This window comes from Bacteroides sp. D22, assembly GCF_000163675.1.
Lineage (GTDB): Bacteria > Bacteroidota > Bacteroidia > Bacteroidales > Bacteroidaceae > Bacteroides > Bacteroides xylanisolvens.
The window spans coordinates 112,196-138,032 of the sequence record NZ_GG774809.1 but is presented as its reverse complement, the minus strand read 5'-3'; the positions used below and the strand labels follow the sequence as shown (position 1 = coordinate 138,032).

15 protein-coding genes, 1 tRNA gene and 1 pseudogene are annotated in these 25,837 nt (G+C 41.6%); 2 read left to right on the top strand and 15 right to left on the bottom strand.

Annotated elements, in window-relative coordinates; translation table 11 throughout:
* Positions 1-219: pseudogene (locus HMPREF0106_RS0124815) on the top strand (IS110 family transposase); the annotation flags it as partial.
* A 65-nt stretch (positions 220-284) separates the two neighbouring features.
* Here the strand turns inward: HMPREF0106_RS0124815 and HMPREF0106_RS09905 are convergent.
* Genes HMPREF0106_RS09905 through HMPREF0106_RS09915 form a run of 3 tightly spaced genes read right to left on the bottom strand, consistent with a single transcriptional unit; the run spans position 285 to position 2,322 of the window.
* Positions 285-959: an RluA family pseudouridine synthase gene (locus tag HMPREF0106_RS09905; RefSeq protein WP_009040274.1), complete on the bottom strand. Its 675-nt coding sequence runs from the start codon at positions 957-959 to the stop codon at positions 285-287.
* Positions 960-968: 9 nt separating this feature from the next.
* A complete protein-coding gene (gene fabG, locus HMPREF0106_RS09910; protein WP_009040273.1) occupies positions 969-1,715 on the bottom strand; it encodes a 3-oxoacyl-[acyl-carrier-protein] reductase in 747 nt (248 codons plus the stop codon).
* Positions 1,716-1,731: 16 nt separating this feature from the next.
* Positions 1,732-2,322, bottom strand: a complete 591-nt coding sequence (locus HMPREF0106_RS09915) for a TetR/AcrR family transcriptional regulator (protein ID WP_004299903.1) — start codon at positions 2,320-2,322, stop codon at positions 1,732-1,734.
* A gap of 237 nt (positions 2,323-2,559) precedes the next feature.
* On the opposite strand from HMPREF0106_RS09915, the gene HMPREF0106_RS09920 reads away from it, so the two are divergent.
* Positions 2,560-2,632, top strand: a tRNA-Met gene (locus HMPREF0106_RS09920).
* A gap of 419 nt (positions 2,633-3,051) precedes the next feature.
* Here the strand turns inward: HMPREF0106_RS09920 and HMPREF0106_RS09925 are convergent.
* The 12 genes from HMPREF0106_RS09925 to HMPREF0106_RS09980 form a co-directional block, all read right to left on the bottom strand.
* Entirely contained in the window at positions 3,052-3,849 is a 798-nt protein-coding gene (locus HMPREF0106_RS09925; protein WP_009040272.1) for a sialate O-acetylesterase, read from the bottom strand.
* A gap of 17 nt (positions 3,850-3,866) precedes the next feature.
* On the bottom strand, positions 3,867-6,542 hold the full coding sequence (locus tag HMPREF0106_RS09930) for a glycoside hydrolase family 2 TIM barrel-domain containing protein (RefSeq protein WP_009040271.1): 2,676 nt from the start codon (positions 6,540-6,542) through the stop codon (positions 3,867-3,869).
* Between the two features lie 19 nt (positions 6,543-6,561).
* Positions 6,562-8,919 carry a TIM-barrel domain-containing protein gene (locus tag HMPREF0106_RS09935; RefSeq protein WP_032851426.1) on the bottom strand — a complete coding sequence of 786 codons (2,358 nt, stop codon included), beginning with the start codon at positions 8,917-8,919 and terminating at the stop codon, positions 6,562-6,564.
* Positions 8,920-8,927: 8 nt separating this feature from the next.
* The gene (locus HMPREF0106_RS09940) at positions 8,928-10,721 is read right to left on the bottom strand and encodes a glycoside hydrolase family 71/99-like protein (protein WP_009040269.1); all 1,794 of its coding nucleotides are present in this window, start codon (positions 10,719-10,721) and stop codon (positions 8,928-8,930) included.
* Between the two features lie 56 nt (positions 10,722-10,777).
* Positions 10,778-11,764, bottom strand: a complete 987-nt coding sequence (locus HMPREF0106_RS09945) for a DUF6528 family protein (protein WP_009040268.1) — start codon at positions 11,762-11,764, stop codon at positions 10,778-10,780.
* A 61-nt stretch (positions 11,765-11,825) separates the two neighbouring features.
* On the bottom strand, positions 11,826-13,364 hold the full coding sequence (locus HMPREF0106_RS09950; RefSeq protein ID WP_009040267.1) for a hypothetical protein: 1,539 nt from the start codon (positions 13,362-13,364) through the stop codon (positions 11,826-11,828).
* 199 nt (positions 13,365-13,563) lie between these two features.
* Positions 13,564-15,105, bottom strand: coding sequence for a hypothetical protein (locus HMPREF0106_RS09955; RefSeq protein ID WP_009040266.1), 1,542 nt, complete (start codon positions 15,103-15,105; stop codon positions 13,564-13,566).
* 27 nt (positions 15,106-15,132) lie between these two features.
* Positions 15,133-15,741 carry a fasciclin domain-containing protein gene (locus HMPREF0106_RS09960; protein WP_008997336.1) on the bottom strand — a complete coding sequence of 203 codons (609 nt, stop codon included), beginning with the start codon at positions 15,739-15,741 and terminating at the stop codon, positions 15,133-15,135.
* A 13-nt stretch (positions 15,742-15,754) separates the two neighbouring features.
* Positions 15,755-17,215, bottom strand: a complete 1,461-nt coding sequence (locus HMPREF0106_RS09965; protein ID WP_009040265.1) for a RagB/SusD family nutrient uptake outer membrane protein — start codon at positions 17,213-17,215, stop codon at positions 15,755-15,757.
* 13 nt (positions 17,216-17,228) lie between these two features.
* On the bottom strand, positions 17,229-20,366 hold the full coding sequence (locus HMPREF0106_RS09970; protein WP_008018357.1) for a SusC/RagA family TonB-linked outer membrane protein: 3,138 nt from the start codon (positions 20,364-20,366) through the stop codon (positions 17,229-17,231).
* Positions 20,367-20,701: 335 nt separating this feature from the next.
* Entirely contained in the window at positions 20,702-24,727 is a 4,026-nt protein-coding gene (locus HMPREF0106_RS09975; protein WP_009040263.1) for a two-component regulator propeller domain-containing protein, read from the bottom strand.
* A 108-nt stretch (positions 24,728-24,835) separates the two neighbouring features.
* Positions 24,836-25,735 carry an AraC family transcriptional regulator gene (locus HMPREF0106_RS09980; protein WP_004310460.1) on the bottom strand — a complete coding sequence of 300 codons (900 nt, stop codon included), beginning with the start codon at positions 25,733-25,735 and terminating at the stop codon, positions 24,836-24,838.
* Between the last annotated feature and the right edge of the window lie 102 nt (positions 25,736-25,837).

Sequence of the window (25,837 nt, the reverse complement as noted above, 5' to 3'; positions counted from 1 at the left end):
CGGGAGCAAAAACTATTTGAAAAGCGGATCTTTTCACAAGCTGCTAATTCAGCGATTGTATGGGATAAGGAAATGAAAGAGTATTATGAAAGGAAAAGGAAGGAAGGGAAAGCTTATGGAGTAGTGCTAAATGCAGTCAAGTTTAAACTAGTAGGAAGAATGTTTGCTGTGGTCAAAAGGGGAACACCCTTTGTGGAGTTAATGACTTACAAAAAGTAAACGGACTGAAATAGCCCGTTTAATTTCTTTAACTGTTTTTTATAGGCCTATTATTTGCATAGGTCTTAGAATTCTATGGTGAATCCTTTCCATAAATTTCCTTCGGGAAGGGGAGCTTCAAGCTCTATCAGTTCTTTGGAGACAGGATGTATGAATCTCACTCTCCGGGCATGCAGGCAAATACTCCCGTCCGGATTGGAGCGTGGAGAACCATACTTCAAATCTCCCTTGATAGGACATCCCATTTTTGCCAGTTGACAACGGATCTGATGATGCCGTCCGGTTTTTAAATCAACTTCGAGTAAGAAGTAATTTTCCGAATGACCGATCAACCGGTAATGCAAGATCGCTTTCTTGCTGTTCGGCACTTCCTTGTCGTATGCATAACTTTTATTCTGCTTTTCATTGCGCACAAGGAAATGTACCAATTCACCCTCCGGTTCTTTCGGCGCATTTTTCACGACTGCCCAATAAGTCTTTTTCACCTCACTGGTGCGAAACATTTCGTTGAGCCTTGTCAGTGCCTTACTCGTTTTGGCAAAAATAACAAGACCGCTTACGGGGCGGTCCAGCCGGTGTGTCACACCGAGGAAAACATTTCCGGGTTTCTGGTACTTCTCTTTCAGGTACTGTTTCACAGTCTCCGAAAGCGGCGTATCCCCCGTCTTGTCTGCCTGGACAATCTCGGAAGCGGTCTTGTTGACTACAATGATATGGTTGTCTTCGTATACAACAGTCATTCTGTTCGATTACATATTCATACCACCATCTACCTGAATCACTTGACCTGATACATAAGAAGACATATCAGAAGCCAGGAAGGTAGCGATGTTTGCCACATCTTCAGGAGTACCACCACGACGCAAAGGAATTTTCTTTGCCCATTCAGCTCTTACTTCGTCAGAAAGAGCGGCTGTCATGTCTGTCAGGATGAATCCCGGAGCGATAGCGTTGGCACGGATGCCGCGAGACCCCAACTCTTGTGCGATAGACTTAGCCAATGCAATCATACCTGCTTTAGAAGCAGCATAGTTAGCCTGTCCTGCATTTCCGTGAACACCTACAACAGAGGCCATATTGATAATGCTACCAGCTTTTTGACGCATCATGATAGGTGTACAAGCGTGGATGAAGTTAAATGCAGACTTCAGGTTCACATTGATTACCATATCCCATTGCTGTTCGCTCATACGCATCATCAAGCCGTCACGAGTGATACCGGCATTGTTTACCAATATATCGATACGTCCGAAGTCCTTGTGGATTTCTTCTACAACCTTTGCAGTATCTTCAAAGTTAGCAGCATTAGAAGCATAACCTTTGGCTTTCACGCCCATTGCTTCCAATTCTTTAACTGTATTATCTGCATTTTCGTCAATGACAAGGTCAGTAAATGCGATGTTTGCGCCTTCGGCGGCAAACTTAAGAGCAATAGCCTTACCAATACCGCGAGCAGCACCGGTTACAATGGCTGTTTTTCCGTCTAATAATCCCATACTAAAAGTTATTTAATTAAATTTCTGTTCTATGCAGTGCGCCAAACACAATGTTGGACACATATCTATTTCTTGTATCTTCATCCAGATGTGCACCTATATGTCCACGAATATAAGGAACTTCAATACCTTTCACACAATAATGTATCAAGTCGGCAGTCATCTCCACATCATCAATATGGAAAACTCCTTTTGCCTGTCCTTCCAAAAGAACGGCTTTAAAAAGCTGGACTTCCTTTGCATCAAACTTCTTGCGAACTTTCTCCACCCGCCATATATCACGGAAGAAATAAGCACGCAGTGTTCCGTTTCGATAGACGACCTCCTTTACCGCGTCCAACCGGGTATATATCATCTCCAACAATTTCTCGTCCGGTGAGATATTTTTCTCGGCTACCCGCTTCATCATATCCGACAGAATATCCAATTCCGATTCCACAACAGCCAAATAAATTTCATCCTTACTTTTAAAATAAGTATAGAGCGTTCGTCTCCCTTTTTTAGAAGCAAGAGCGATATCATTCATAGTTGTGTTTTCTACTCCCATCTTCGCAAAAAGCTGACGGGCTACATCTACTAACTTGGCTTTTGTCTTGGATACGGTCATAGGTTATAAATTGCACATTGCTGAATATTTTGAGCAAAAGTAATTCTTTTCTTTAGACCATACAAGAAAACAGAGAGAATATTAACATTTGTATATTAATAGGTGCTAAGAAAAAGTTTCATCATTATTTCGTTCATTCTCAACCTAATAAGAAAAAAGTGATGATTTATTCGAAAAATATTCAGCGAATTATTTGTTTGTTTCAAAAAAAGCCGTACCTTTGCACCCGTTAAACATCGCGGAGTGGAGCAGTTGGTAGCTCGTTGGGCTCATAACCCAAAGGTCATTCGTTCGAGTCGGATCTCCGCAACTAAAAAAAAAGAAGAATCGCAGAAATGCGGTTCTTCTTTTTTATGACAACTCTTCTTTACTGACTTTATTCACAACCTCATTTCAGTTATCAACAAGGATATCAACAAAGTTATTAACAGGTTAATTGGTTTATAATAAAACAATTAACCAAATAGTCCCCTTTTCTATCAACAAGGCAGTATTTAGTTATTCACAACCTAAGATGGGGCATAAAAAGTTCATTGAGGGAATTAAAAAGGCTTCCATAAATAAGCTATTCTACATAAAAAATAGTGACGCTATCCAATGCAAATAGTGACGGTATATGACAGCGATACCGTTAGTATCCTGAGCATATACCGTCACTATTTTTTCTACATCAATCAGCGATCTCACGTTTATTCATATAGTACCGCCAACAGAGATTCCCGATTGACCTTATTTATGCTTATAGAACTTCCATACCTTTTCCGCATAACGTTTTCCTAATAATAATTGTGCTTCTGTATTAAAATGAGGGTCCTTCTCATCTTTATACCATCCCAATCCTTTCGACGATACCCAATCAGAATGAGGGATAAATGAAGATACTTTTTTAATCATCTGATTAAAGGGAACAGTCCCCGCTTCTCTCTTCGTCCAGTTCCATTGAGAAATCTGTCCGACAATAACCGGTAGATCCAGCATGTTTAAATCTTCCCGCAGATCTTTCACCAAAGAAATCAGTTTTTGTTTATATGCTTCCGGATTAGAGCAATCGGCTTCTCCCTGATGCCAAAGGATCGCTTTCAAAACGCCTCCCTGTTTCATCGCAACCCGAATCCGGGAGAGGGCTTCTTCATAATACCCATCTTTACTGCCTTTTAGCCAAGAGTTGATAGAAGAACCACCACGCGCATTTACTACCAGTCCGAGAGGGCGTTTCGTTTTCCGCGTCATTTCTTTGGCAAAACCATAAGCCGGTCCCAAACGTTGCATCGACAGGTCTTTACGGACTGTCGAATAACGATTGAGAGGATTTACTGCCGGTTCAAAATTCCCCTTATCATTCAATAGATATACATTTTGCAGCGTATCCATGACTTCCGGAGTCAATGTTGCACGCCCCGCCATGTTGGATTGACCGATGCATACATACAAATCAAAAGTGGATGGAACACTTTCCTTTACATTTCCTGCAAAAGCAAACAGGGATTGCAGGAGGAAAAAAGACAGTAAATAAATAGACCTAAGCATACGAACTGTGTTTATGATTAATAGTTTCTATAAATACGAATAGCATTCAGAATAGGTTCTCCTTCTTTTTTATGAAAGTCGACACTTACTCCTTTTCCATCCTTTACTGTTATTACAAACTTTTTGATAACAGCACGGGCATATCCGTAATCACGGGCTACGTTGAAATCATCTGAAACGGTTGTTCCATTGATTGAAATACCAAAGCTGCGATTTCCGGCAAATGTTTGTTCCGAGTCAGCTCCCAGATTATAAACCAATGCTTCTCTTTCTTTGTCCGACTCCAACTCTGCCCAGTGCAAATATACGGAATATTCTCCATTTGGTACATCAGCCTTAAAAGATTTTATTCCAACGCGTTGGGTCTGGAAGATTGGATTCATGTCCGTTCCGTGAATATCGATATCCGAACCAAGCATGGTACCGAATCCTGTTTGACGACGATAAGATGTTCCGCCGATAAATCCCCAACTACCGGGCTTATATTCCTGTTCGGGAATCCATGCTACGTTTGCCGCACGGTCTTCAAAATATCTCGGAGAACCTAACATTACATTTAATTCCGTAAATGGCACAGCTTCGTCTTTCAACTGCGAGCCTACCAACTGGAACTGAATCCGAAGCATATCACGCAACTTATTATCCCCAGTCACAGCAACAGCTTCCAGCAGATTCTCTCCACTCACAAACGGTACATCAAACAAAGCATAATTATCTTCTATCTTTTTCTTTCCCAGACTCTTGTTATTCACAAACAGCTCGACTTCTTCCGCATTAGAGAATACAGGGACGGATTGGATACATTCTTTCTGTGCCGTATTCACCACTCCCCCACGGCTTTTCCACTCCCGATTACCAATGACAAGTATCGGACGACGTGACAAGGCTGTCTTATAGAACCAATAAACATCTTTCTTCTCCCTGTTTAATCCGACAACGCCTTTATTGTTTACATGAGGAACAGCATCTACACGGGATTCGGAATAAAAATCATTCAGATTCCACAGACTGGAACCGGCTATAAACGGACGTTTCATCATTTCATTGAGGTAATGTTTATGATATACCAGTCCATATTCCTGCGAGAAGTCAAAACGTTCCGGCTGGTACGAATGAACTCTCGGATCCACTCCCGGTCCATATTCCGTTACCATCAGCACTTTTCCTTTGTATACTTTATGGGCACGATCAAGCAAACGCTGGAACTCATTGATATCCGGTTCATACCAACCTTGATACAAGTTCCATCCCTGAATCATCGGGATTTCGGTGAGATGAGCGTCTTCGTAGTATTGAGGCATATTGTGATAAGCCATCATCGTATATCTTGAAGGATCTTCCTCACGGATAGTCGCCTCCAAGGCACGGGCTACTTTTTCCGTGAAACGGTAGTAATCTTCCAACTGTTTACCTTCGGTATAGGGACGACGCAGGAAAATCTCATTCATATACCCCCAAATCATTACGGAAGGACGGTTGAAATCCTGACGTACCATCTCTTTCGCCATCTCAACAGAATTATGCAGGAACTCTTCGGTTTCTGTCACAGCATTAACAACGGGAATTTCAACCGAAGTCACAATGCCCAATTTATCACACATTTCCATGATAACAGGATCTTGGGGATAGTGTGATACACGCAGGTAATTTCCTCCCATCTCCTTCAATAACAATACATCCTGTACGTGCAATTCGTCACGCAAAGCATTTCCTTTCTGAAAATAATCCTGATGGCGGGCAGTTCCGATCAGTTTGCGTCCTTTGCCATTCAGGAAAAAACCTTTTTCCGAATCAAACTTGAACCAGCGCAAACCTAACGGATTCACCACTTCATCCAGCAAAGTACCCTTTCTTTTATCAAGAATACGGGTATATACCATATAGCGATAAGGATCGTCTATATCCCACAGACGAGGGGAATCTATTTTTATCTTTTTGGAGATGTCTGCCTTCGTCTCACCGGCTGCCAGTTTTACTTCTGCCTGCGTCTTTTTCACTTCCTTGCCATCCGCATCACAGATTATATTCTCCACCCTGATTTCCGTAGCCTGGGGCATATCGTTCGTCAGTAGCGTAGTGATTTCTACCGAAGCAGCGGAGTTATTCACTTCGGGGGTACGGATATAAACTCCCGACGAAGCATAATCATTCGTTGCAATGTGCACCGGATTCATAAACTGCAAATAGACGTCCCGGTAGATACCGCCAAAGAAAGTAAAATCGGCAGATAAGGGGGGAATATTCGGATTATAGACATTGTTTACATAAATGGCAAACAGGTTTTCCTGTCCATAACGCAAATGGGAAGTGATGTCAAAACAGAAGCGGGTATACCCTCCTTTGTGCTCCCCAACGAACTGCCCGTTCAGGTAGAATCGTACTTCCTGATTGGCTCCTTCAAAGTAGATCACTGCCCGACGTCCCTCCTGGCTTTTGTCTATAAACAACTGTTTTCGATACCAGACCGGCCCCCGATAGAATCCCGGAGTTTCATCGTCTGCATCTTTATCATTCCATGTATGAGGTATATTGACCGTCTCCCATGAAGAATCGTCACAACCAGTCAGTTGTGCTTCAAACGGAGATCCTTTTGTAAATTTCCACCCGTCGTTGATGGTGTATACCACGCGTTGCTGTGCCTGCGCCCATCCCACAATAAACAATAGAATAAAGATATAGAATAGCTTCTTCATAATCTATGTATGCATCTAATTAAAACTTTATTTTTATCTCTCTGCCTGTGTAGACACACTCTTTACTCTCAAGAGCAGCACCGTCAGGCAGATATAACTTCACACGCATTTTTACTTGTTCCGGCATACCGGGATAACTTCCTTCACGCAGACCGATCGTCAATGTCCGTTCCGAATCTTTCCATTGCATCGGTACTTTGGAACATACACCATTTTCATAGCGGTAGGAGTCGCCTTCGTCCTCATACCATAAGAAAGAAGCATTCGCTCCTCCGTAAATACGCAGTTCCAATTCACGGTCGGGGTATTCCATCGCATATTGTTTCACTTCTGCCAGAGGCAAGATAGAACCGGCTTTTACATACAGGGGAAGGATGTCGAGGGTGTTTGCCTGCATTTGTTCTCTTCCTCCTTCAAAGGCCTTTCCGGTCCAAAAATCGTACCAATATTCGCCGTTGTGTTCCGGCAGATAGACACTGATGTTCTTTTCTTCCGATTGCGGATGAAATACCGGTCGTACCAATAAAGAGGTGCCGAACATATAGGCGTTATCAATATCAAAAGTCCGGGTATCTGTGGTGAAATCCATTGCCAAGCCTCTCAACAGGGTATAGTTGTTGGCTGTGACTTGGTGGGACATCGAGTAAATGTAAGGCAACAGACGGTAACGCAAATGGATATATTTCACCTGATTATCATAAGATGGTGTCCCCTTTTCACCGAATTGCCAAACTTCACGCGGCACATTCGTGCCGTGAGCACGGAAGACAGGAGTAAATGCACTGAACTGGAACCAACGGGAGTACAACTCTTTATAATCATTGCTTTTCAACCCATCAGGATATTTTGCATCACGTTCTGTGACAAAGAATCCTCCTGTATCGGAAGTCCAATACGGAATACCGGACATGGATAAGTTCAAACCGGCAACCAGTTGTTTATGCATATTTCCCCATGAAGCCGAGACATCACCCGACCATACCGCCGTACCATAATGCTGTTGTGAAGCAAAAGCGGAACGGGTTAAGATAAATACGCGCTTCTGATCGCTTTCGGCCCGAAGACGTTGATAGAAGTCCTTCAGCATTTCCAAAGAATAGGTATTCAGATAACGGTGGAAACTGCCCAGATAAGTATTTCCGGCTGCTTTCGTCCTCTCTTCCTGCTTCAACTGTGTGAATCCGTCACGGAAAGAAGGTTCTGTCGCATCCATCCACCAGGCATCCACACCCATATCATAGAGTCCTTTCTTGAGATATTGCCAAAAGATATCCCGTGCGGCAGGATTGTAAGCATCAAAGACTTTATAGCCTGCCCATGTAGGTTCGCTAAATAAGGCACCGATAGAATCGAGTGACTGATAAACAGCTGTTTCCGGTCCGAATCCGGGCCATACGGAAAGCATAAAGTGAACATGATCCTGCTGATGCAGTTCTTCAATGACTTGCCGGGGATGATCGAAGTTCGCCGGATGGAAAGTCAGACTGTTCCAATGGGGTTTATCTCCCCAATATTCCCAGTCTTGCACAATGTTATCCAACGGAATCCCCCGTTTACGATACTCTTTTACAACGTCTTTCAACTCATCGAACGATTTATAGCGTTCTTTAGACTGCCAGAAACCATATACCCACTTCCCGAACATCGGCACGTCTCCCGTCAATTCCCGATAACCGGCAACGACTTCGTCCATATTCTTTCCATATACAAAATAATAGTCGGAGGCATCGCCTACCTCGGAAGTAAATGAGTATCCTTCCTCCGTATCTTCAAACTTTGTTGAAGAATAATTATCCCATAAGATACCATATCCGTTAGTCGAGATAAGGAACGGATTGACTATATCCATATTAGCCTGTAATAGAAGTACGGATTTTCCACGATAGTTCATGATTCCGTTCTGATACTGCCCCAGACCGTAAATAGCCTCATCGTCAGTAGGAACAAAGCGTTGGGTTACTTCGAGGCATTGCTCACCTCCGGTAACCGAACGTTTGAAGTGCCGTGCCTTTTTAGCTTCTTTCTCTTTCAGTAACAGCTTTCCTGTCGATACTTCCTGAAAAGTGAAAGCCGCATCTTCTTTATCAAAAGCAACGGAAAGCTCACGGGTAGAAAAGATCAGTTGCTGCCCTGTATCTTTCCATTTATAATCTTTGAATGCCGGTTTTTGCGAATCGACAACCAATCTTTTTGTTACCAGCGTATCACCTTCGGGAAAAGACAGAATCCGCACGCATCCTTCCGACATAAACTCAACCCTGTATTGGATACTATCGGATACGAAAGCACATCCCCTGCCGTCTTCATGAACCGGCGAGGAACACCCGAAACAGGATAATACGGATAAAACTAATAACCAATTTTTCAAACTCTTCATCAATACATTTATTTGACAGTGTAGATGGTATAGCCCAATGACAAATTACGGACAACGACATTTCCTTTTAAATAGAACGTAGGCATATTGAATCCATTTACGATATTATCTTTATACAGTTCTACTTTTGCACTTTTCCATTCGCCTGTATTGTCGGTACGTATCCGGGATACAATTTTAAACGGTTCTTTCGGTTCGCGCTGTGTGGATGAACGTATAAAAAGAGATTCATTTCCTTTGTCCAGGTATTCAAAATAGAGATACCCTACATAGTTATTCATTTGCAGTTTGGAAACCAATTCTTTGGGCAAAGAGATAGAAAGCGTTTCTTCGGCACTGTAGCCACCTAATTTTCGCTTTCCCTGAATCTTCATGTCCGACTCACGCAAACGCATCATCTCAACCGCTAAAGCGGATTTGGCTGTCTTGACATCATTTTCTATTTGTGACAACAAACCTATCGCCACCGGATAACGTCCCTGACTAATCAACAACGCTGCCTTATCGAGCGAACGTTGACAAGCAGATACGTCCATCTTCGTCTTTTCCAGGAAGCGGGCTTCTTTTCGCAAACGGAAAAGCATTAAAGGTAAGGTTAAGCCACGCTCGTCCGCCTGTTCGCCTTTGAATTCTGCCGCATACTTTAAAGTGGTACGCAGCTCACGGTCACCGTTTTCGATGGTAGGTTCTATTTCATGCCCTTCGGTATAGTCGCTCCACGAAGCGATAAACATCATGTCCAGACTGTCTTTCTCTGCCATACAGAACTTCCACATACTTTGGTAAGTTTCTCCATTATTGCGAGGGATATAATAGAAGTGTCCGCGTCCCCAGCCTGCACATCCCCGGTTATCCATTCCCGGCATGGCAAATCCTGACTTAATGGTATAAGCAGGATTGTTACTATGCCAAATCGAGTCACGGAAAGGTTTCATAAACTCAATAACATCATCCTGCGTGGCATAATTATCCCATTCAGCATGTGCCTGATCTCTTGTACGGACACGGGCGGGAAGCCATGCGGTCGGTATTTCTCCCACTTTTTTCCAGGCATCCATATCATCACTGCGGGTGACAGGAGTGTATTTATCGTTTTCCAGTTTTCCCCAATCCGCCCAACGACGTAAGGCAACGGGCTGCTTCATTCCTTGCGGAAACTTCACCTGTGATAATACTTTCTTGTATTCATCGACTTTTGCTCCGGGACCGAAATGATAAAAGACAGGCATTCCCTTCACCATAGGAGCAGTCGGACCGGTAAAGACACTATCTACTAAATATTGGTAACATTTAGCCATATATTCGGTCTTTGCCTCACGGGTGTTAACTTCCGGATAAATCTTCGTAATCCAGTCATAATACAACCAACCGTCGCACCAGTTTACACCGATTTCAAAGTCATATTTCGCTGCCACTTTCTGCATTTCACGCAGCAAGATGTCATTTTCGTGAGGCTTGAATCCCCATTCGATAAAGAATCCGTCTATCTTGGCAGCTTTTGCCGACAATATCTGATATTCGATATAATCGGGATCGAGATTGGACTGCATTCCGACTTGGGGATAGGCCACTGCCGCTATCTCATGTCGTCCTTCACTGTCTATCAGGTCGGCATTATAACACAGGGATTTCCTTCCCGTACTTGATTTCTCCGTATTGGCATACATCTCCCAACGCCCCAACTTTCCGTCATGTTGCCGGGTATAACGCACACCGTGGAAGTCAGCATACACTTTCTTTCCGTTCTGCGCCAAAGCCGGTAATGCGATAGATACCAATAAAAAAAGAAGAAGTTTCCTCATTATTCCAAACTTAATTATTCAACTTATGTATTTTATTACCCTTCGACGATACTTAATCAATCCTCGCCCAATACAAAATCGTGCTTTTCCGGATAACTGAAAGTATTGTCTATCATCCAACGACCTTTATAAATCTTAGCTCCGTCCATCTTGAAGAGTTCTTCTCCCTTCTCATTTACAAGTCCTTCAGCCCACCATTCTTCAGTCGGTTTCAGCATCAAGATTCCGTCAGGTCCGTTACAGATACTTTTTATATCGGCTATATTGTAAACTTTCTCACAAGTCGGAGTATCTGTAGAAATATCAAACTTATAAACAGCCGAAGCGGCAGTAAGCCACAATTTATCTTCTTCACCATATACCGGGAACAAATCGTGTCCACCCGATTCCTTGTCGAATGTATAAATACGAGTCTGATTGGTGAGCTGCGGATTATTCCGGTCACCATTATATTTCATGCGGAACAAGGCTGTCACACCTGCCTGAATGGTAGCCGTGGCATAGATACATTCTTTTTTCCTATCCCAGACTACATTATGGGCATTACCCAATTTGATTGTGTTAGCTTTCATTCCCAATACTTTTACCGTATCCACCACAAAGGTATTGATTTCACCGGATTTCGACTCTGCCGTAACTATATTTCCATCCGGTAAAATTTCTGCGGAATGAGGATTCTGTCCGCAGTTTGCATAAAACATCAATTTATGATCTGACAAGCGGATTAAAGCTACCGCTCCACCGGAAGCAGTCATCAGAATATAGCGTTTATTGAATACCGGTTTTACTTCACTCGGATTAATAAACCAATCCTGATGTGCTGAAGGAACACAAGCGGTATAAGGATCCCAACTCCATACATTACGTTGGGTTTCTGCGTCCCTTATCACAATGGCACGTCTCGTTTGCTCTGCCAAGACATATGCCTTTGCGGGAAGTTGGAACGATTCATTTTTTACTACTGGTGCTGAGTCATCATCGGAGCAAGCCCCCAAAGCTATGTTAAAGCCTAAGAAAAGGGCTAATAAACTTATCTTCTTCATTGTCGTAACTATTTCAATTTATATTTTCTTTTTTTATCAAAATCTCAATGAACTATACCATTCATTGCCGGGTATCATAATAATCAATTAATGGGTAAACAGCCAAATTCAGCTGTCGAACATACGAAAGGAAAGACTCATAGGGTTCATATTCCAACGAAACGATTCCTTTATTCGAGGCACTACCATCCGATGTACACCCGTCGTTATATTCAAAATGTATCCATCCGATACAATTCCGCGTTTCAAGTAAACGGAGACAGAAGTTTTGATGAAATTCTCCTCTGTTTTTTTGTGTATGTACGAGCCAACCACCGCCTTCGGTATTTGCATATTTAACTCCTTTATAACTGGCATCCTCTGCTTTCGTATAAAACTCTGATACCAGAAATGGCTTCACAGCACACCAAGCTTTCAGATTGGCAAGAAAGTCGGTTTCCGGTTGCCAACGTCCGTAGTAATTAACAGAAACAACATCACAATAACGGGCACACGCTTCTACCACCTTCTGATTATATTTACTCCAATCGTGCAGACGCGTACCTAAGATCAGATGCTCCGTATCATAGCGGCGGACAGTTGTTGTCGTTAATTGATAATAATAATCAGATACAACTCCACGAAAATCCTCCTGATCTGCTTTTGTTATTGCTGCTGGAGAAACAATCCCTCTTTCTTGCATAAACTTTTCTGCATAAGTCCGGGCTGCTTTATAGCGGTCGGGCAGGGACAAAAAATGCTTCAAATCAATTCCCCTTAAAGGATCGCCATTCTGATAACTTGCAAACGGTAATTCATTATCGAGATAATATCCGATAAAATGCTTATCACCTGCAAACAAAGCTGATTTTTCCCGTACAAGATTATCAATATATGCAGCAAATGTAGGTTCGAAAAGAAGAATCAGGCGATTATATTTATCATCATCAAAAGCATATCCTAAATTCTTAGTCATATCCCACATAAAAGTGCGAAGCAAATACAGTGTTTCTGCATAGGCAATCTTCTGTGTCTTCGTAGTCAGCAGATTGGCACGTATTGCTACAGGAAATGTTTCAATACGGTTTGAGCCATACGAAATATAGTTTATATGATTATCTGCCAACAATTTACCAGTTTCCTCACTCCATCGGGACTCACTTCCATACTTTGTACTGAAAGCCTTTTGATGAGCTGTAGATTCCCCCGGACGAACATGCTGAACCCCGTGTAAAATAACAGCTCCATTATCAGGATCGAGCAGGTAAGCTCGTCCTCCACAATGGGCAACCCGGAAAAACCCCTCTTTTCCTGTTACAGAAGAGGGTTGTAATCCGTTCCGTCCTCCCCATGCAGTCCGGGTATAATCTCCCGAAGGAGCATACCAGTTCATATTATCAATGATACGGGTTTCACGGGAGTCTGCGGTAGTCCACAACTGAAAAGTTCCATTCTGCCACTTTCTATACTCTACATTCAGATAAGTATATTCATCTGTGGGAGTAGTGGGAGTTTCCGGTTCTGAAGGTTCTCCCGCATCGGCAGAACAACTTGTTGCGAACAACAATATCAGACCGGATAAATAAAAAAAACGGAAATACCGGTATATATGTCTTTCCATATTACTTTCAGTTAATACATCTATTTATTCAAGAAGCAAGTGGGACTTTACAAACAGATGCTTCAAAGCATGGAAGAAATCTGTTAATGGATAGCTATCGTGTACGAGAAAACTATCTCGTACACAACAACTAACTTCTTATCCCTCTACAATCCACCAGTTCTCTTTCTATCCATACATTTAGCCAATAGGAAAGTTGTTACTTCTTCTTGGGAAATTTGATTTCAACAGTCATTACGCGAGCGGTCGCATTATTAGAAACCAGTTCTTTAGGCTCTGTTATATTAATAACTTTCATAACTCCGATTCTTCCTCCACCTGCAGCAGAAGATCCTCCTGTACGGAAAGCTATAACATTTCCGACTGCAATAGGATCCAGTAAACTTTGAGCAATACTACTTGAAAGTATTTCCGAAGAAATAGAAGCTACAGTTGCATTCTCATAGTCGAAGTTGGATAATATCGCGAAACGTGTTAAGTTTTTCACTTTAATAGCCGATAGTTTACCGGTAGATCCGGAAAACTCACCATCCTTTCCTGTATTATCCATAGAGTATAAGCGAGGACTACCAGAAGCTCCAAAACAATAGAACTTAAAGTCTACATTCTTCGCATTAACTTCATTAGCGATTGCGTAATCAACAGAATATGTTTTCAAATCATTCAAAGATACCATTCCAAATGCATCCGGATATTTCACATGTGCATTATTAGCAAGAGGCTGGCTGCCGACATTCAATGTGGCAACATCCATATTTACATACGCTTTCACGTAACCAATCGCTTCTTTGCCCTCTCTTCCGTCAGAAACAACTACCTTAAGTTTTGAAGTAGCTTCCGTAAAATCTATTTCCGGAGCATAATTTAAAGTATGTTCCCCATTCTTCGTTTCACGCAAGGCTTCAACTTCCGATCCATTTTCAATACGATAAATCACCACTTCGTGTACTCCACGTACTGACTCAATCTGCACAGGTACTCCTTTCTTAGCATCCGTACCTGCAAAAATGGTGGACTCTGTTAAAGTTAATGAAGGTCCGGGGATAGTCTTATAAGTTACAGGCAATGTTGAAATCGTAATGTAGCCGTAGGTATCTTCCGCTTTTACTTTAAAACCTCTGTCACCTTCTTTATAATCTATCATTTCATCAAACGTATATTCTTTCTCCCCACTCAAATTGATTATTCCTTTCGACTCCTGTCCGCTAGCTGAAACCAAATACATTTCAACAGTTTTCAGACCAGCCTCCGAAGTTATTTTAAATGTAGTACGGGGAATGGTAGGATTCTCATCCATTTCATCATAGATGATCTCTTCCGGATCAAAAGTGATAACCGGACGTTCTACGACATCAGTTACCGATATGGGAAGTGTTCCTGTGATAATATGATTCAGCTTATCAGTCGCTTCAATAATAAATGCTTGATAATTTGCATTGTATTCTAAGTTCTCAGACAAACTGTAGGAGTTCGGATTGAAAAAATCCGTAACAGTTTTATACTCAACAGTCCCCTCTACAGTCTGGATTTTCATCGTTACACTCTGTAATCCCGCCTGTGACTTGATTACAGCTACTACAGGCAGATTGTCGACTTTATTCAGATCGACATCCAATTGTTCCATCGGGAATTTGATAACAGGAGCAGATGCATTTGGATCTATGTTTTCATTGTCGTCGCCGCAAGCCACTAAGTTCAAACAAAGCCCGATTAATAAGATGGTATATAATTTACGAATCATAATAAACTCATTTTAATGTAATACTGATTATTTCTGATAATAACAATATTTCTCGAAGATGTGAATAACACCATTCGTCGGTAAAATATTACTAGTCTTGGCATTGCGTTGAGGCGATTTACCATTGCTACCCGTTTCATTCACTAAGATCTTTCCTACGGCAGCCTGCCATGGGTTCTTCCAAACAGACATCGTCATCAACCCCTTTTCTCCGGGAAGCATTGTCAATACAAACATGGCTTCCACCTGCAGTTGACCGTAAGAACTATATTCCCCATCTACAATATGGTATAAAAGCATATTTTTCACCGTTTCTTTATCACAGTCTGTAATAGAGGCTATCCCCGGGAAAACATTTTCACGGTATGATTGCATGGCCGTATTATTCAGAGCCAGATAAGTGTATTTATTTTCAGTCTGCGTATAATAGTCTTTCAAGCCTGTATACTCTATAGCAGTAGTAAATTCAGAGAAGATATCCTGATGGTCCTGAAAATACTCCCAAGCAGTTACATTTACATGAGGATCGTCGACCGATGCTTCATAATCATAATTCTTTTGCAATTCCAAGTCACACCCAGCTAGCGCAATAACGCTCAAGCAAAAGAAAATCGTTCTATATATTGTCTTTTTCATCGTTTCAATCTTTTTAATTGTTACCATAATATGGATTCTGAGTTATCTTCGGATTCTCCAATATGTGAGAATAATGAATCGGGAACAGTTCATTTCCATCCTGGCTCATGCCGTTAATAGGCTCCATCACTTCTTTCCATTTCCCTGTACGTAGCAGGTCGAACCAACGACGGCCCTCACCTACTAACTCTACCTGGCGTTCACGCAGTATATAATTAACGACTTCATCTTCCGATGCAAAGCTAAGTGCAGTAGGAGTAACCAGCCCGGCACGATCACGCACTTTTTTCACTAAATCCAAAGCTTCTTCCCATTTTCCGAGACGGGCACGAGCTTCAGCCTGCAATAACAACATATCCGTGTAGCGATAAATAGGATAAGCAACCTCACAGGTTTTGTTTAATGAGTTACTAATATCACCGGCCATATATTTACGTAATTCATTTCCATTCTGATAATCCTTCACCGTATAGGCTTTGCGCAAATCACCCTGCATATCCGGCTCATTGAAGACACTCATCAATTTATCCGACAGAACGGCAGCACGGTTACCGGAACCGGAGAACCATTGATACATATAACTATATCCATTGGTTCCCACTTCATCCATATTAAAATGAATCAGGAAGATAAACTCTTTTGTTGAGTACTCATCATTTTCAGGAGTATCATCAGACGGTTTGTTATTCAGTTCTTCTGTGAACATTGTATGCCAAGTCTGAATAGAAGGTTCAAAGTCCACCAAACGACCTTTGGACGATTTAATGTCAGCCATTTTATCAATGGTTTGATCGGCCAGATTATATTGTTCAGCCCACATATAAGCATCAGCCATGATAGCCCAAACACCACAGATAGAAATGCGTTTGCGTTCGTAGTTCTTGTTGCGGTTTATCAGTCCTTCCGCTTTCTTCAGGTCCGGAAGAATGACATTATCAAGAATGTAGTTTTTATCCGTACGCTCTTTGTAGATGGCTTCCGAATACTTTTCAGTAGGTTCTGTAAACAAAGGTACGTCTCCCCAAACACGGATAGCATAGAAGTAGGCCAAAGCACGCAATGCATACGCTTGTCCGAGATAGTCATTTCGGTCTGCCACATCAGGCATACTGATATTAGGAACATATTTAATAGCCAGATTTGCCTGGTTAATCATCTGATACAGAGTCGTCCACTTTGCACATTTCTCATCCGTAGACATCAGGTTGTTGATAACACGTGCCTGATCGGCCATTACCGGTGCTCCGGGAGCTACATTATCAGAACGGAACTCACCCCAATAGAAATAGTTCTCCCGTAAAGTGGAACGTAACAATCCATAGATTTCATTTATACCTGCCTTAGCGTCACGGGCAGTCTGCCACATGTCACCTGCCGGAATTTCACTTACCGGTTCCTCATTCAGAAAGTCTGAACAGCTATTCAATGATAGAGCCAGGCATACAGCTCCAACAAAATATTTTATATTCTTCATACGATATCTTCAATTAAAAGTTTGCAGAAAAACCAATACCATATTCTCTCTTTCTCGGATAGCGGTAAGAGTCTTTACCTACCTGCAGAGGATTGTTGGTAGAGAATTCAGGATCGAATCCCGAATAGTTGGTCCATGTCAAGGCGTTGTTTACAAAAGCGTAGATATTTATATTCTTCAACATCAGCTTCTTTATCCAGTTTTCAGGAAGATCGTATGCTACACGTATGTTCTGCAAACGAATAAATGAAGCATCTTCCAGATAGAACGAGTTACCCATACGGGCATTGTTGTAATCATCATTATACGGACGCGGATAGATTGCCTGGTCACCCGGATGCAACCACATATTATGGATGACTTCCGGTGAAGGAGTAGTTCCGGTGTATTTGAACATATTACGATTATGTTCGGCTGCATTATAAATCTGTCCTCCCAATGAATAATAGAATCCTAAGTATAAACTCAAATTCTTCCAAGTCACCGTTGTATTCAAACCACCGGTTACATCAGGCATGGCATTACCGATCACCATACGGTCATTATCATCAATCACACCGTCACGGGTTCCTTCCGGTTCCTCCCAGTTGTAATCTCCCCCACGGAACGGTTTGCCGTTCGGCAACGTTTTCTGACGGATATTACCTGCATATTCCTTTCCATCCAACAAATATTTGTACTGGAATACACCATTCTCAAACACCGGAGTCAGTTGTTCCCATTTATCAGTAAAAGCATTCGATTCGTCGTATGCAAAGACACCGGCGCTTTTAAATCCGTAGAAGTCACCCACACGGCCACCTTCCTGCATCCACCAGATATCACCTTCCATATATGCCTTACCTTCAGACAGCTTCTCAATACGGTTGACGTTTCTGGAGATATTGAAAGAAGCATTCCACTTCCAGTCCTTCGTGCGGATAATATCACCGGTAACAGCTATTTCAAAGCCTCGGTTACTCATTTCACCGACATTGGTTTTCATATATGCAAAACCGGATTCTTTAGGCAATTGGTAGTTTGCCAGCAAACCGTCTGTATATTTATCGTAATAATCGGCAGTGATTGTCAAACGGCTATTCCAGAAATTCAAGTCCAGACCAAGGTTGAATTGTTTAGTTTCCTCCCATTTCAGATTGTCTTTACCGATACGAGTCGGAATAACGCCACCCACTCCGTCATAAATAGAATTCGGAGAATAAGAGTAGATATAGTCGTAGTTGCCGATTGCTTCGTTACCCGTGATACCGAAACTTGCACGGATCTTACCATCTTCGAGAAACTTTTTCGAGAATTTCATGAATTTCTCATCCGAGAAGCGCCATCCCACAGATACGGAAGGGAAATTACCCCATTTGTTCTCTTTGGCAAAACGAGAAGAACCGTCACGACGCATAATGGCATTGAGCAAATATCTTCCTTTATAATCATAAGTCACACGGGCAAAAATGGAAGCCATAGAGTGATTGCTTAATGTGGAGCCTGTAGATGACAAATCCAGGTTTGCGGCAAAAGCATTCATTGTATAGATAAAATCTGTAGACGAGTTTATCCCCACAAATGTTTCGTTTTCATAACGCCACTGCTGTGCACTAACACCTACCATGGCCGTAAAATTATGATCTTTTATTTTGCGTGCATAAGTAAGGATGTCTTCATTCATCCAGTTCCAGTTCAGGTAATTATAAGAATAACCTTTATTCTGTTTCTGCCATTCGTCGGTGATAAGACTCGGTTCGAGTTTTTTGCGTTTATCCAGATAGAAGTTGGCATTAATATTGGCTCTAAACTTCAAATACTTGTTGAATTTGATTTCAAAGAACTGGAAGAAGTTAGCCTTATAAGAATCAGTAAAGTCGGTGGTATAATTGACCTGCGCAATAGGGTTCTTCTGACCGTTAAACACTCCGACCAAAGAGCCATCCGGATAATAAGTATTGAAATAAGGACGACGAGTCAACACTGCGCTCAATAAAGTACCTTCATTCAGACCTTTCTTTTTAGAATAAGTCAAAGAAATACGGCTACCCATATTCATCCAGTCTGTCGGTGAATAATCGGAGTTGATACGAGTATTTAATCTCTGGAAACCTGTATTGGAAATAATACCTTTCTCATTATAATAACCGGTATTGATGAAATATTTCAGTTTCTTTGTACCACCACCTACACTGATATCCACCTGATCTTTTTGTGCAGTGCTTGTAATCATGTCCAGATAATCGTTATCCACATTAAAGAAAGAGTTCAACGGATCATTCAGTATATCACTACTTTCATCCGGATTACCTCCGCCGTATGTTTCAAAATACTCTTTACGATATTGGTCGTACAACAAACGTTCTTTACGGTTTGCCTGTGGCACCTTGTGAGACAATGTACCCCATGAGTGATTATACTTGATATCAATACGGGCTTTACCTTCCTGCCCACTTTTAGTAGTGATAATAATCACACCGTTCGCCGAACGGGAACCGTAGATAGCTGCAGAAGCGGCATCCTTCAAAATCTCCATAGAAGTAATATCATTGGTATTGATACCATCGATACTTTCCAAAGGCACACCGTCTACGATATAAAGAGGAGTAACCCCTTCGGCAGAGAAAGTGGAAGTACCACGAATTTTGATAGAAGAAGATTCACCGGGCTGTCCGGAACCGGACACCACCTGTACACCGGCAGTAGTACCCTGCAATGCTTCAAAAACATTAGTAGCCATTTTTTGCTCAATGGCCTCGCTTGAGATGGAAGTAATAGCTCCTGTTACATCACGCTTTTTCATCGTACCGTAACCCACTACCACTACTTCGTCCAATAGCTTAGAGTTCTCTTCAAGCGTAATATTCATTGTTTTATCTTTCACTACCACATCTTTAGGGGTATATCCCATGAATGATACAGTCAAAGTAACTCCCTTCTTCGAAACATTCAATGAGAAATTACCATCTAAATCTGTAATTGTTCCATTAGATGTTCCCTTTTCCATCACATTGGCGCCAGGCAAAGGAAATCCTGTTTTATCCACAATAACTCCCTTCACTGCAAACCCGCCTTGAGCATAAGCCGGATTGACAAGGAAAAAGAGACTCAAGGAAATCAAAAGGAACGACTGAAGCAACCGCACTTTTGTCCTACTCTGCAAATTTTTCATAACTAGAATAAAATTAAATTGGTTAATTATCAAGGTTTTACTCACTACTTAATTAATTGGGGAAAATATATTGATTCTCTCCAATAAGATGTTGTCTTTTATTTATTATATGGATATTTGTCTTTCATAATACTACACAATAATTATTATATTAGAATAAAGATTACACAGCACCCGGTCTACCAAATGAAAGTGTGTGCGGACACACCTAACCAAAGAAAACTCAAGTACAAGCTGGCATTATCCAACGCCACAAAAGTATCGCATTTGAATATATTGCACCCTATCGAATTGTTCGTTTTATCTAGTCTAAAAATTCAGATGACTTATTTTAATCACTTCACAGAGGGTTCGGAGGAGGTATTATGAGCTTTTCGGTATTGCGTAGGAGCAATATCAAAAAGTTCTTTAAAGCATTTATTGAAGTATTGAGGATTTCCAAATCCTAACCGGTAAGCAATATCCGATATATTCATTTCCGGAGAATTCTGCAGAAAATATGCCGCTTTTTTCAGACGCAGATTCATGATAAAATTATTTGGCGTACTTCCCGTGATACCTTTTATCTTCTGGAATAAGACAGTACGTCCCACCCCCATCTCACGTGAGAAGACATCTACACTGAATTCGGGATTTTCCATATTATCTTCCACTACCTGCGTCGCTTGTTCGATAAACCTCTGATCGAGTTCATTCGTTGCAATCTTCTCCGCTTTGCTATCCAGCTGATGGGCATATTTATTCTGTAAAAGTCTGCGGGTATTAATCAGATTATTGCATTGCATCACCAGCCGCCGCATATTAAACGGCTTCACCACATAAATATCCGCTCCAATTCTCAATCCTTCCAACTCACGTTCGGGCGCACTAAGGGCAGTCAGAAGAACGACGGGGATATGACAAGTTTCAATATTGTTCTTAATTTTGGCACACAATTCCGTTCCGGGCATTCCGGGCATCATAATATCCGAAATAACCAGATCAGGTTGCATCATTTTTACTTTTTCATACCCTTCCTCACCATCACTTGCAGTTTCAACCGTGTACAATGGAGAAAAGATATCTACAAGGATATTTCTGATTTCTTCATTATCATCAATAACCAACAGCTTGCAGTCAGTAGTCCCACTCTCACTTTGAGCCGACTGTACCTCCTTAACCAATAGTTCTTTATCTTCCGAATAATAAATATATTCCTTATCCTGCTCCGGTTCAATCCGGGAAACAGAAGAATCAAAGTGAGCATCTCCTTTCTTCAGAGTGACCTTAAAACATGAACCTTTCCCCAACTGGCTTTCTACAGTTATATCTCCCTGATGAGCTTTCACAATCCCCTGACTTAGAGCCAGCCCGATACCCGTTCCTCCATACTGTCCGATATTCTCGGCCTGATAGAACCGCTCGAATATCTTCACGTAATCTTCCTCGGATATTCCTGCCCCATTGTCTGAAACAGAAAACATACATTCATCCGCTCCATCAGCCAATTCCATACTGATACTTCCACCGTCTGAAGTATATTTAAAAGCATTCGACAGCAGGTTATTAACCACTTTCTGCAATTGCATACGATCTCCCCACACGAGACATTGCTCACAGTCAGCATGCAAAACAAACGAAATATTCCTGTTAGCTGCCAATTCTTTGAACAATACATAATGCTCTTTGAGTAAAGAATATAAATCAAATTGAGAAACTTTCAATTTCAAAAGTCCCTGCTCCTGTTTCCGGAAATCAAGCAACTCCGTTATCAATGATTTCAGGTTACCGGCATTTTTATGTATATTCAGTAATTTCGAATAAGCATACGTAGACAACTTACCGGAATTCAACAACAGATCAACCTGCCCCAGGATAAGGGTAATAGGGGTTCTGATCTCGTGTGAGATATTAGTGAAGAAACGCAGTTTGGATTGGTTCATTTCTTCAATATATTGTTTCTCACGAAGTTCAAAATCCAACGAAGTTTTCAAGAACAGCCGAATTCTATATTCTCTCACCACAAAGAATAGAATCGTCAGAATCACACACACATAAATAGTATAAGCCCACCAGGTGGCATAAAAAGGTGGTGTGATCGTTATATGAAGAGATCTGATTACTTCCGGAAAGTTCTTCAATCTGATCTCAAAAACATAATCGCCCGGAGATATATTTGTATAAGTAATATCATTCCCCAAACGATTCTCACTCCATTCGTCATTAGAACCTATCAACCGGTATTCTACCTCACCACCGCCAATATGCAGAAAGTTATCTGTCGAGAAACCGATAGAAAACACATTCTGCAAATAATTCAATTTAATCCGGTCGGTATAGGCAAAGGACTTATTTAGGATGCCGGTTTGATCGCCTGTGGTAATCTCTTTATTATTGACATACAAATGCGCCAACTCCAAATCATATATTTTCGGAGGATAGGACAAACTACTTTCACGAATGGCAACCAGTCCGGTAGCTCCTCCCATATAAATATCATGATTGCGGGATACATGCATGGATTTCCTATTAACAAGAGTCAGCGGAAATCCCGTCTTAGAATTGAAGTTTATCACTTTCCCGTCTTTCTGTTCTAACACAGACAATCCATGTCCGGTACCAATCAATAAATTCCCGGAAGGAGTTTCACCCAACACTCTGATATTTTCTCCCGACAATACGCTTTCAGGAGTATGCAAACGAAACAAACGCTCTTTCTTATCCAACAAGAAAAGCCCGTTGCCATGTGTTCCGACCCAAATGTTTCCCTTTCGATCTTCATAGATGACATTGACTAGCTCTTTTTGAGATCTGACCTGCTTCTTCAGACTTATCCTATACGTTTCAAACCGTCCTTCATCAATCACATAAGCTACACAACCATCATCGGAAGCAAACCATAGCCGGTTTTTCGAATCAAGCAACAAAGTGTTATAATTATGTGTAAACAACTCCTTTTGATGAAACAACACTTCAGTTTTTAAGGTCTGTTTATCCAGACTAACAACTGCAGATGTTGTACCTACATACAATTTACGAGGAGTGTCGGCCAAGGCAAACAGAGCTTCTCCCACACTTTCCTCTCCGAGCGGTTCGAGGTCATATATATCATTCCGATAGTTATCAAGATGAAAACAGTTGACCTTGTTTGTAAAGTCAGCGGCAATCCACAAGCAGTTATTAGCCTCATCAAAAACGACATCTTTCAGATAATCCGTACTAAAATGATATCCGGTATGCGCATTAAAATGTTTGAATATTCCTTGTTCCGGTTGATATAAATCCAGTCCCCCACCTTCTGTACAAATCCATATATTTCCGGATTTATCTTCTGCCATAGCACCCACCACCGGAAAAGACAATCCGGTATCCGAAGCATGATAATGTACAAAATGTTGATATTCCGGTGAGAAGAAGTTCACGCCGCCCCAATAGGTCCCCACCCAGACAGTTCCTTGTTTGTCCGTATAAAGAGAAGTCACCGAACGATTGGACATAGCCCCCACCCGGTTAGGATCCGCCTGATAATGAAATATTTTCCCGGTAGCCACCTCAATCTTACTCAATCCGCTTCTGTAACCTACCCATATATTCCCTTCCAAATCCTGACATAGCGCTCTTGCCATATCATCCCGGACCGTGTAAACACTCTTGTTGTTATAATCATAATGATGTATGACTGCACCTTGAGGTGAAAAACAGAAAACACCATGATCCTGCGAACCGATCCAAATATTCTGATCGTTACTTTTTATCAGTTTCATCACCTTGATTCCAGGCAAATAAAGCGACATCGATCCACAAGTATCCACACGCATCACCCCGCCATCTTTCAAAGCAACCCAAAGATTTCCTTCCGAACCTTCTACCATTGTCGGCCCGGTGTCCGGCAAATGTACCTCCGCATACATGGGTTTCACGGAACGGGTATTCTTATCATACAAGAAGAGTTTTCCCCCTTCTGCAATCCACACTCCCAGCTTTCCTTTGGCAAGAGTGGAAGGAGAAGGCACCGGAAGAATATAATATTTCTCCGTTTCAAGGTCGAACTGGAAAAGTCCGGTAGAAGTCAAGAGAAAAAGACTCCCCTGGCCGTCCTCCACCATCTGGGTGACATATAGATTACCATAACTGATGGAATCGTTATGAAAATGATTAAAGACTTTGATATGATTGCCATCGAAACAATTCAGACCATCCAGCGTGGCAATCCATATACGCGACTTCTCATCCTGGCAAATATCGCTCACCGTTATTTGCGACAATCCATCCTCCACACCCAATGTTCTGAACTTATATTCCTGTGATTGAAGAGGAGATATAAATCCTAAAAGAGATAACAGAATAAGAAAATGGATCTTAGATAGTTTTTGTCCGCGCATATCAAGAATGATGGTTTATAGCACATTATCTTCGCCACAAAAGTAACAGTTTTTATGATATTCCCAAAATCAGAGCCAAATAACTAATAGATATGGACTTCATCCTATTCATTCTTCCCGCCCGAACGAACGATACTCCAACGGAGTAAGTCCCGTACGTTTCTTGAAGAAAGAGAAAAAATATTCGGTTGACTGGAAACCTAGAAAAAAAGAAATCTCTTTTACTGACTGGGAAGTTCCCACCAGCATTTGTTTAGCTTTACGAAGTTTCAATTCCTGGAAATATTTAGCAGGAGCATAACCTGTATACTCCTTAAAAACACGCCGAAACCATGAATAACTAATATTGAGTCGCATAGCCAACTCTTCCGGGTCCACATTGCCGGAAACATTTTCATTCATAATGATTTTTGCCTGTTCGATCTTCTGATCCACATCACTCATCTCAAAAACCTTATTCTTGGAGACGGAAAGAATCATCCCTATCATGTGGAGCACAATCCCGGAAAGATATTGTTGCGCGGAAATCTTATCCGCTTCGGCTACGGCAAGAGCACGGGAGAATAATGAGACTAACTCTTCATTAAGGCCTATTTCCAGTATTTGCTGTTCCTGCGACAAAAAAGCATCATCAACAATGGCGTCTATCATAGGCCCCTCGAAACCGATATAATATTCCGTCCAACCAGTCTGCCGCAACGGGCGATAAGTATGCCATTGTCCGGGAAACAATACCATCAACCGACCTTTACAAACTTGCTTTTCAGAGGTAGAATCGGATGAAAACAAACCACGTCCCTTGGTGATATAAACCAATTGATACTCACGAAGCACTCTTCCTTTTTCTGCATTAAAGAAGTAACCGGAAGGATGCTCTTTCAACGGATAAGGTGAATCAGGAGGAATGGATTGATAGCCGACGGTATTTACCCATAGCCCGAATTTACGGTCCATGTCATTTACAATCAGATATTTAAATTCTAATCCTAAACTATTATCCTCGATCATACCAGTGTGTTTTCATGCAATTGAGTTGGACAAAAATAGGAATTATTTTCAGAAAAACACCACAGATTACACAGATTACACAGATTTACACAGATTTAATTC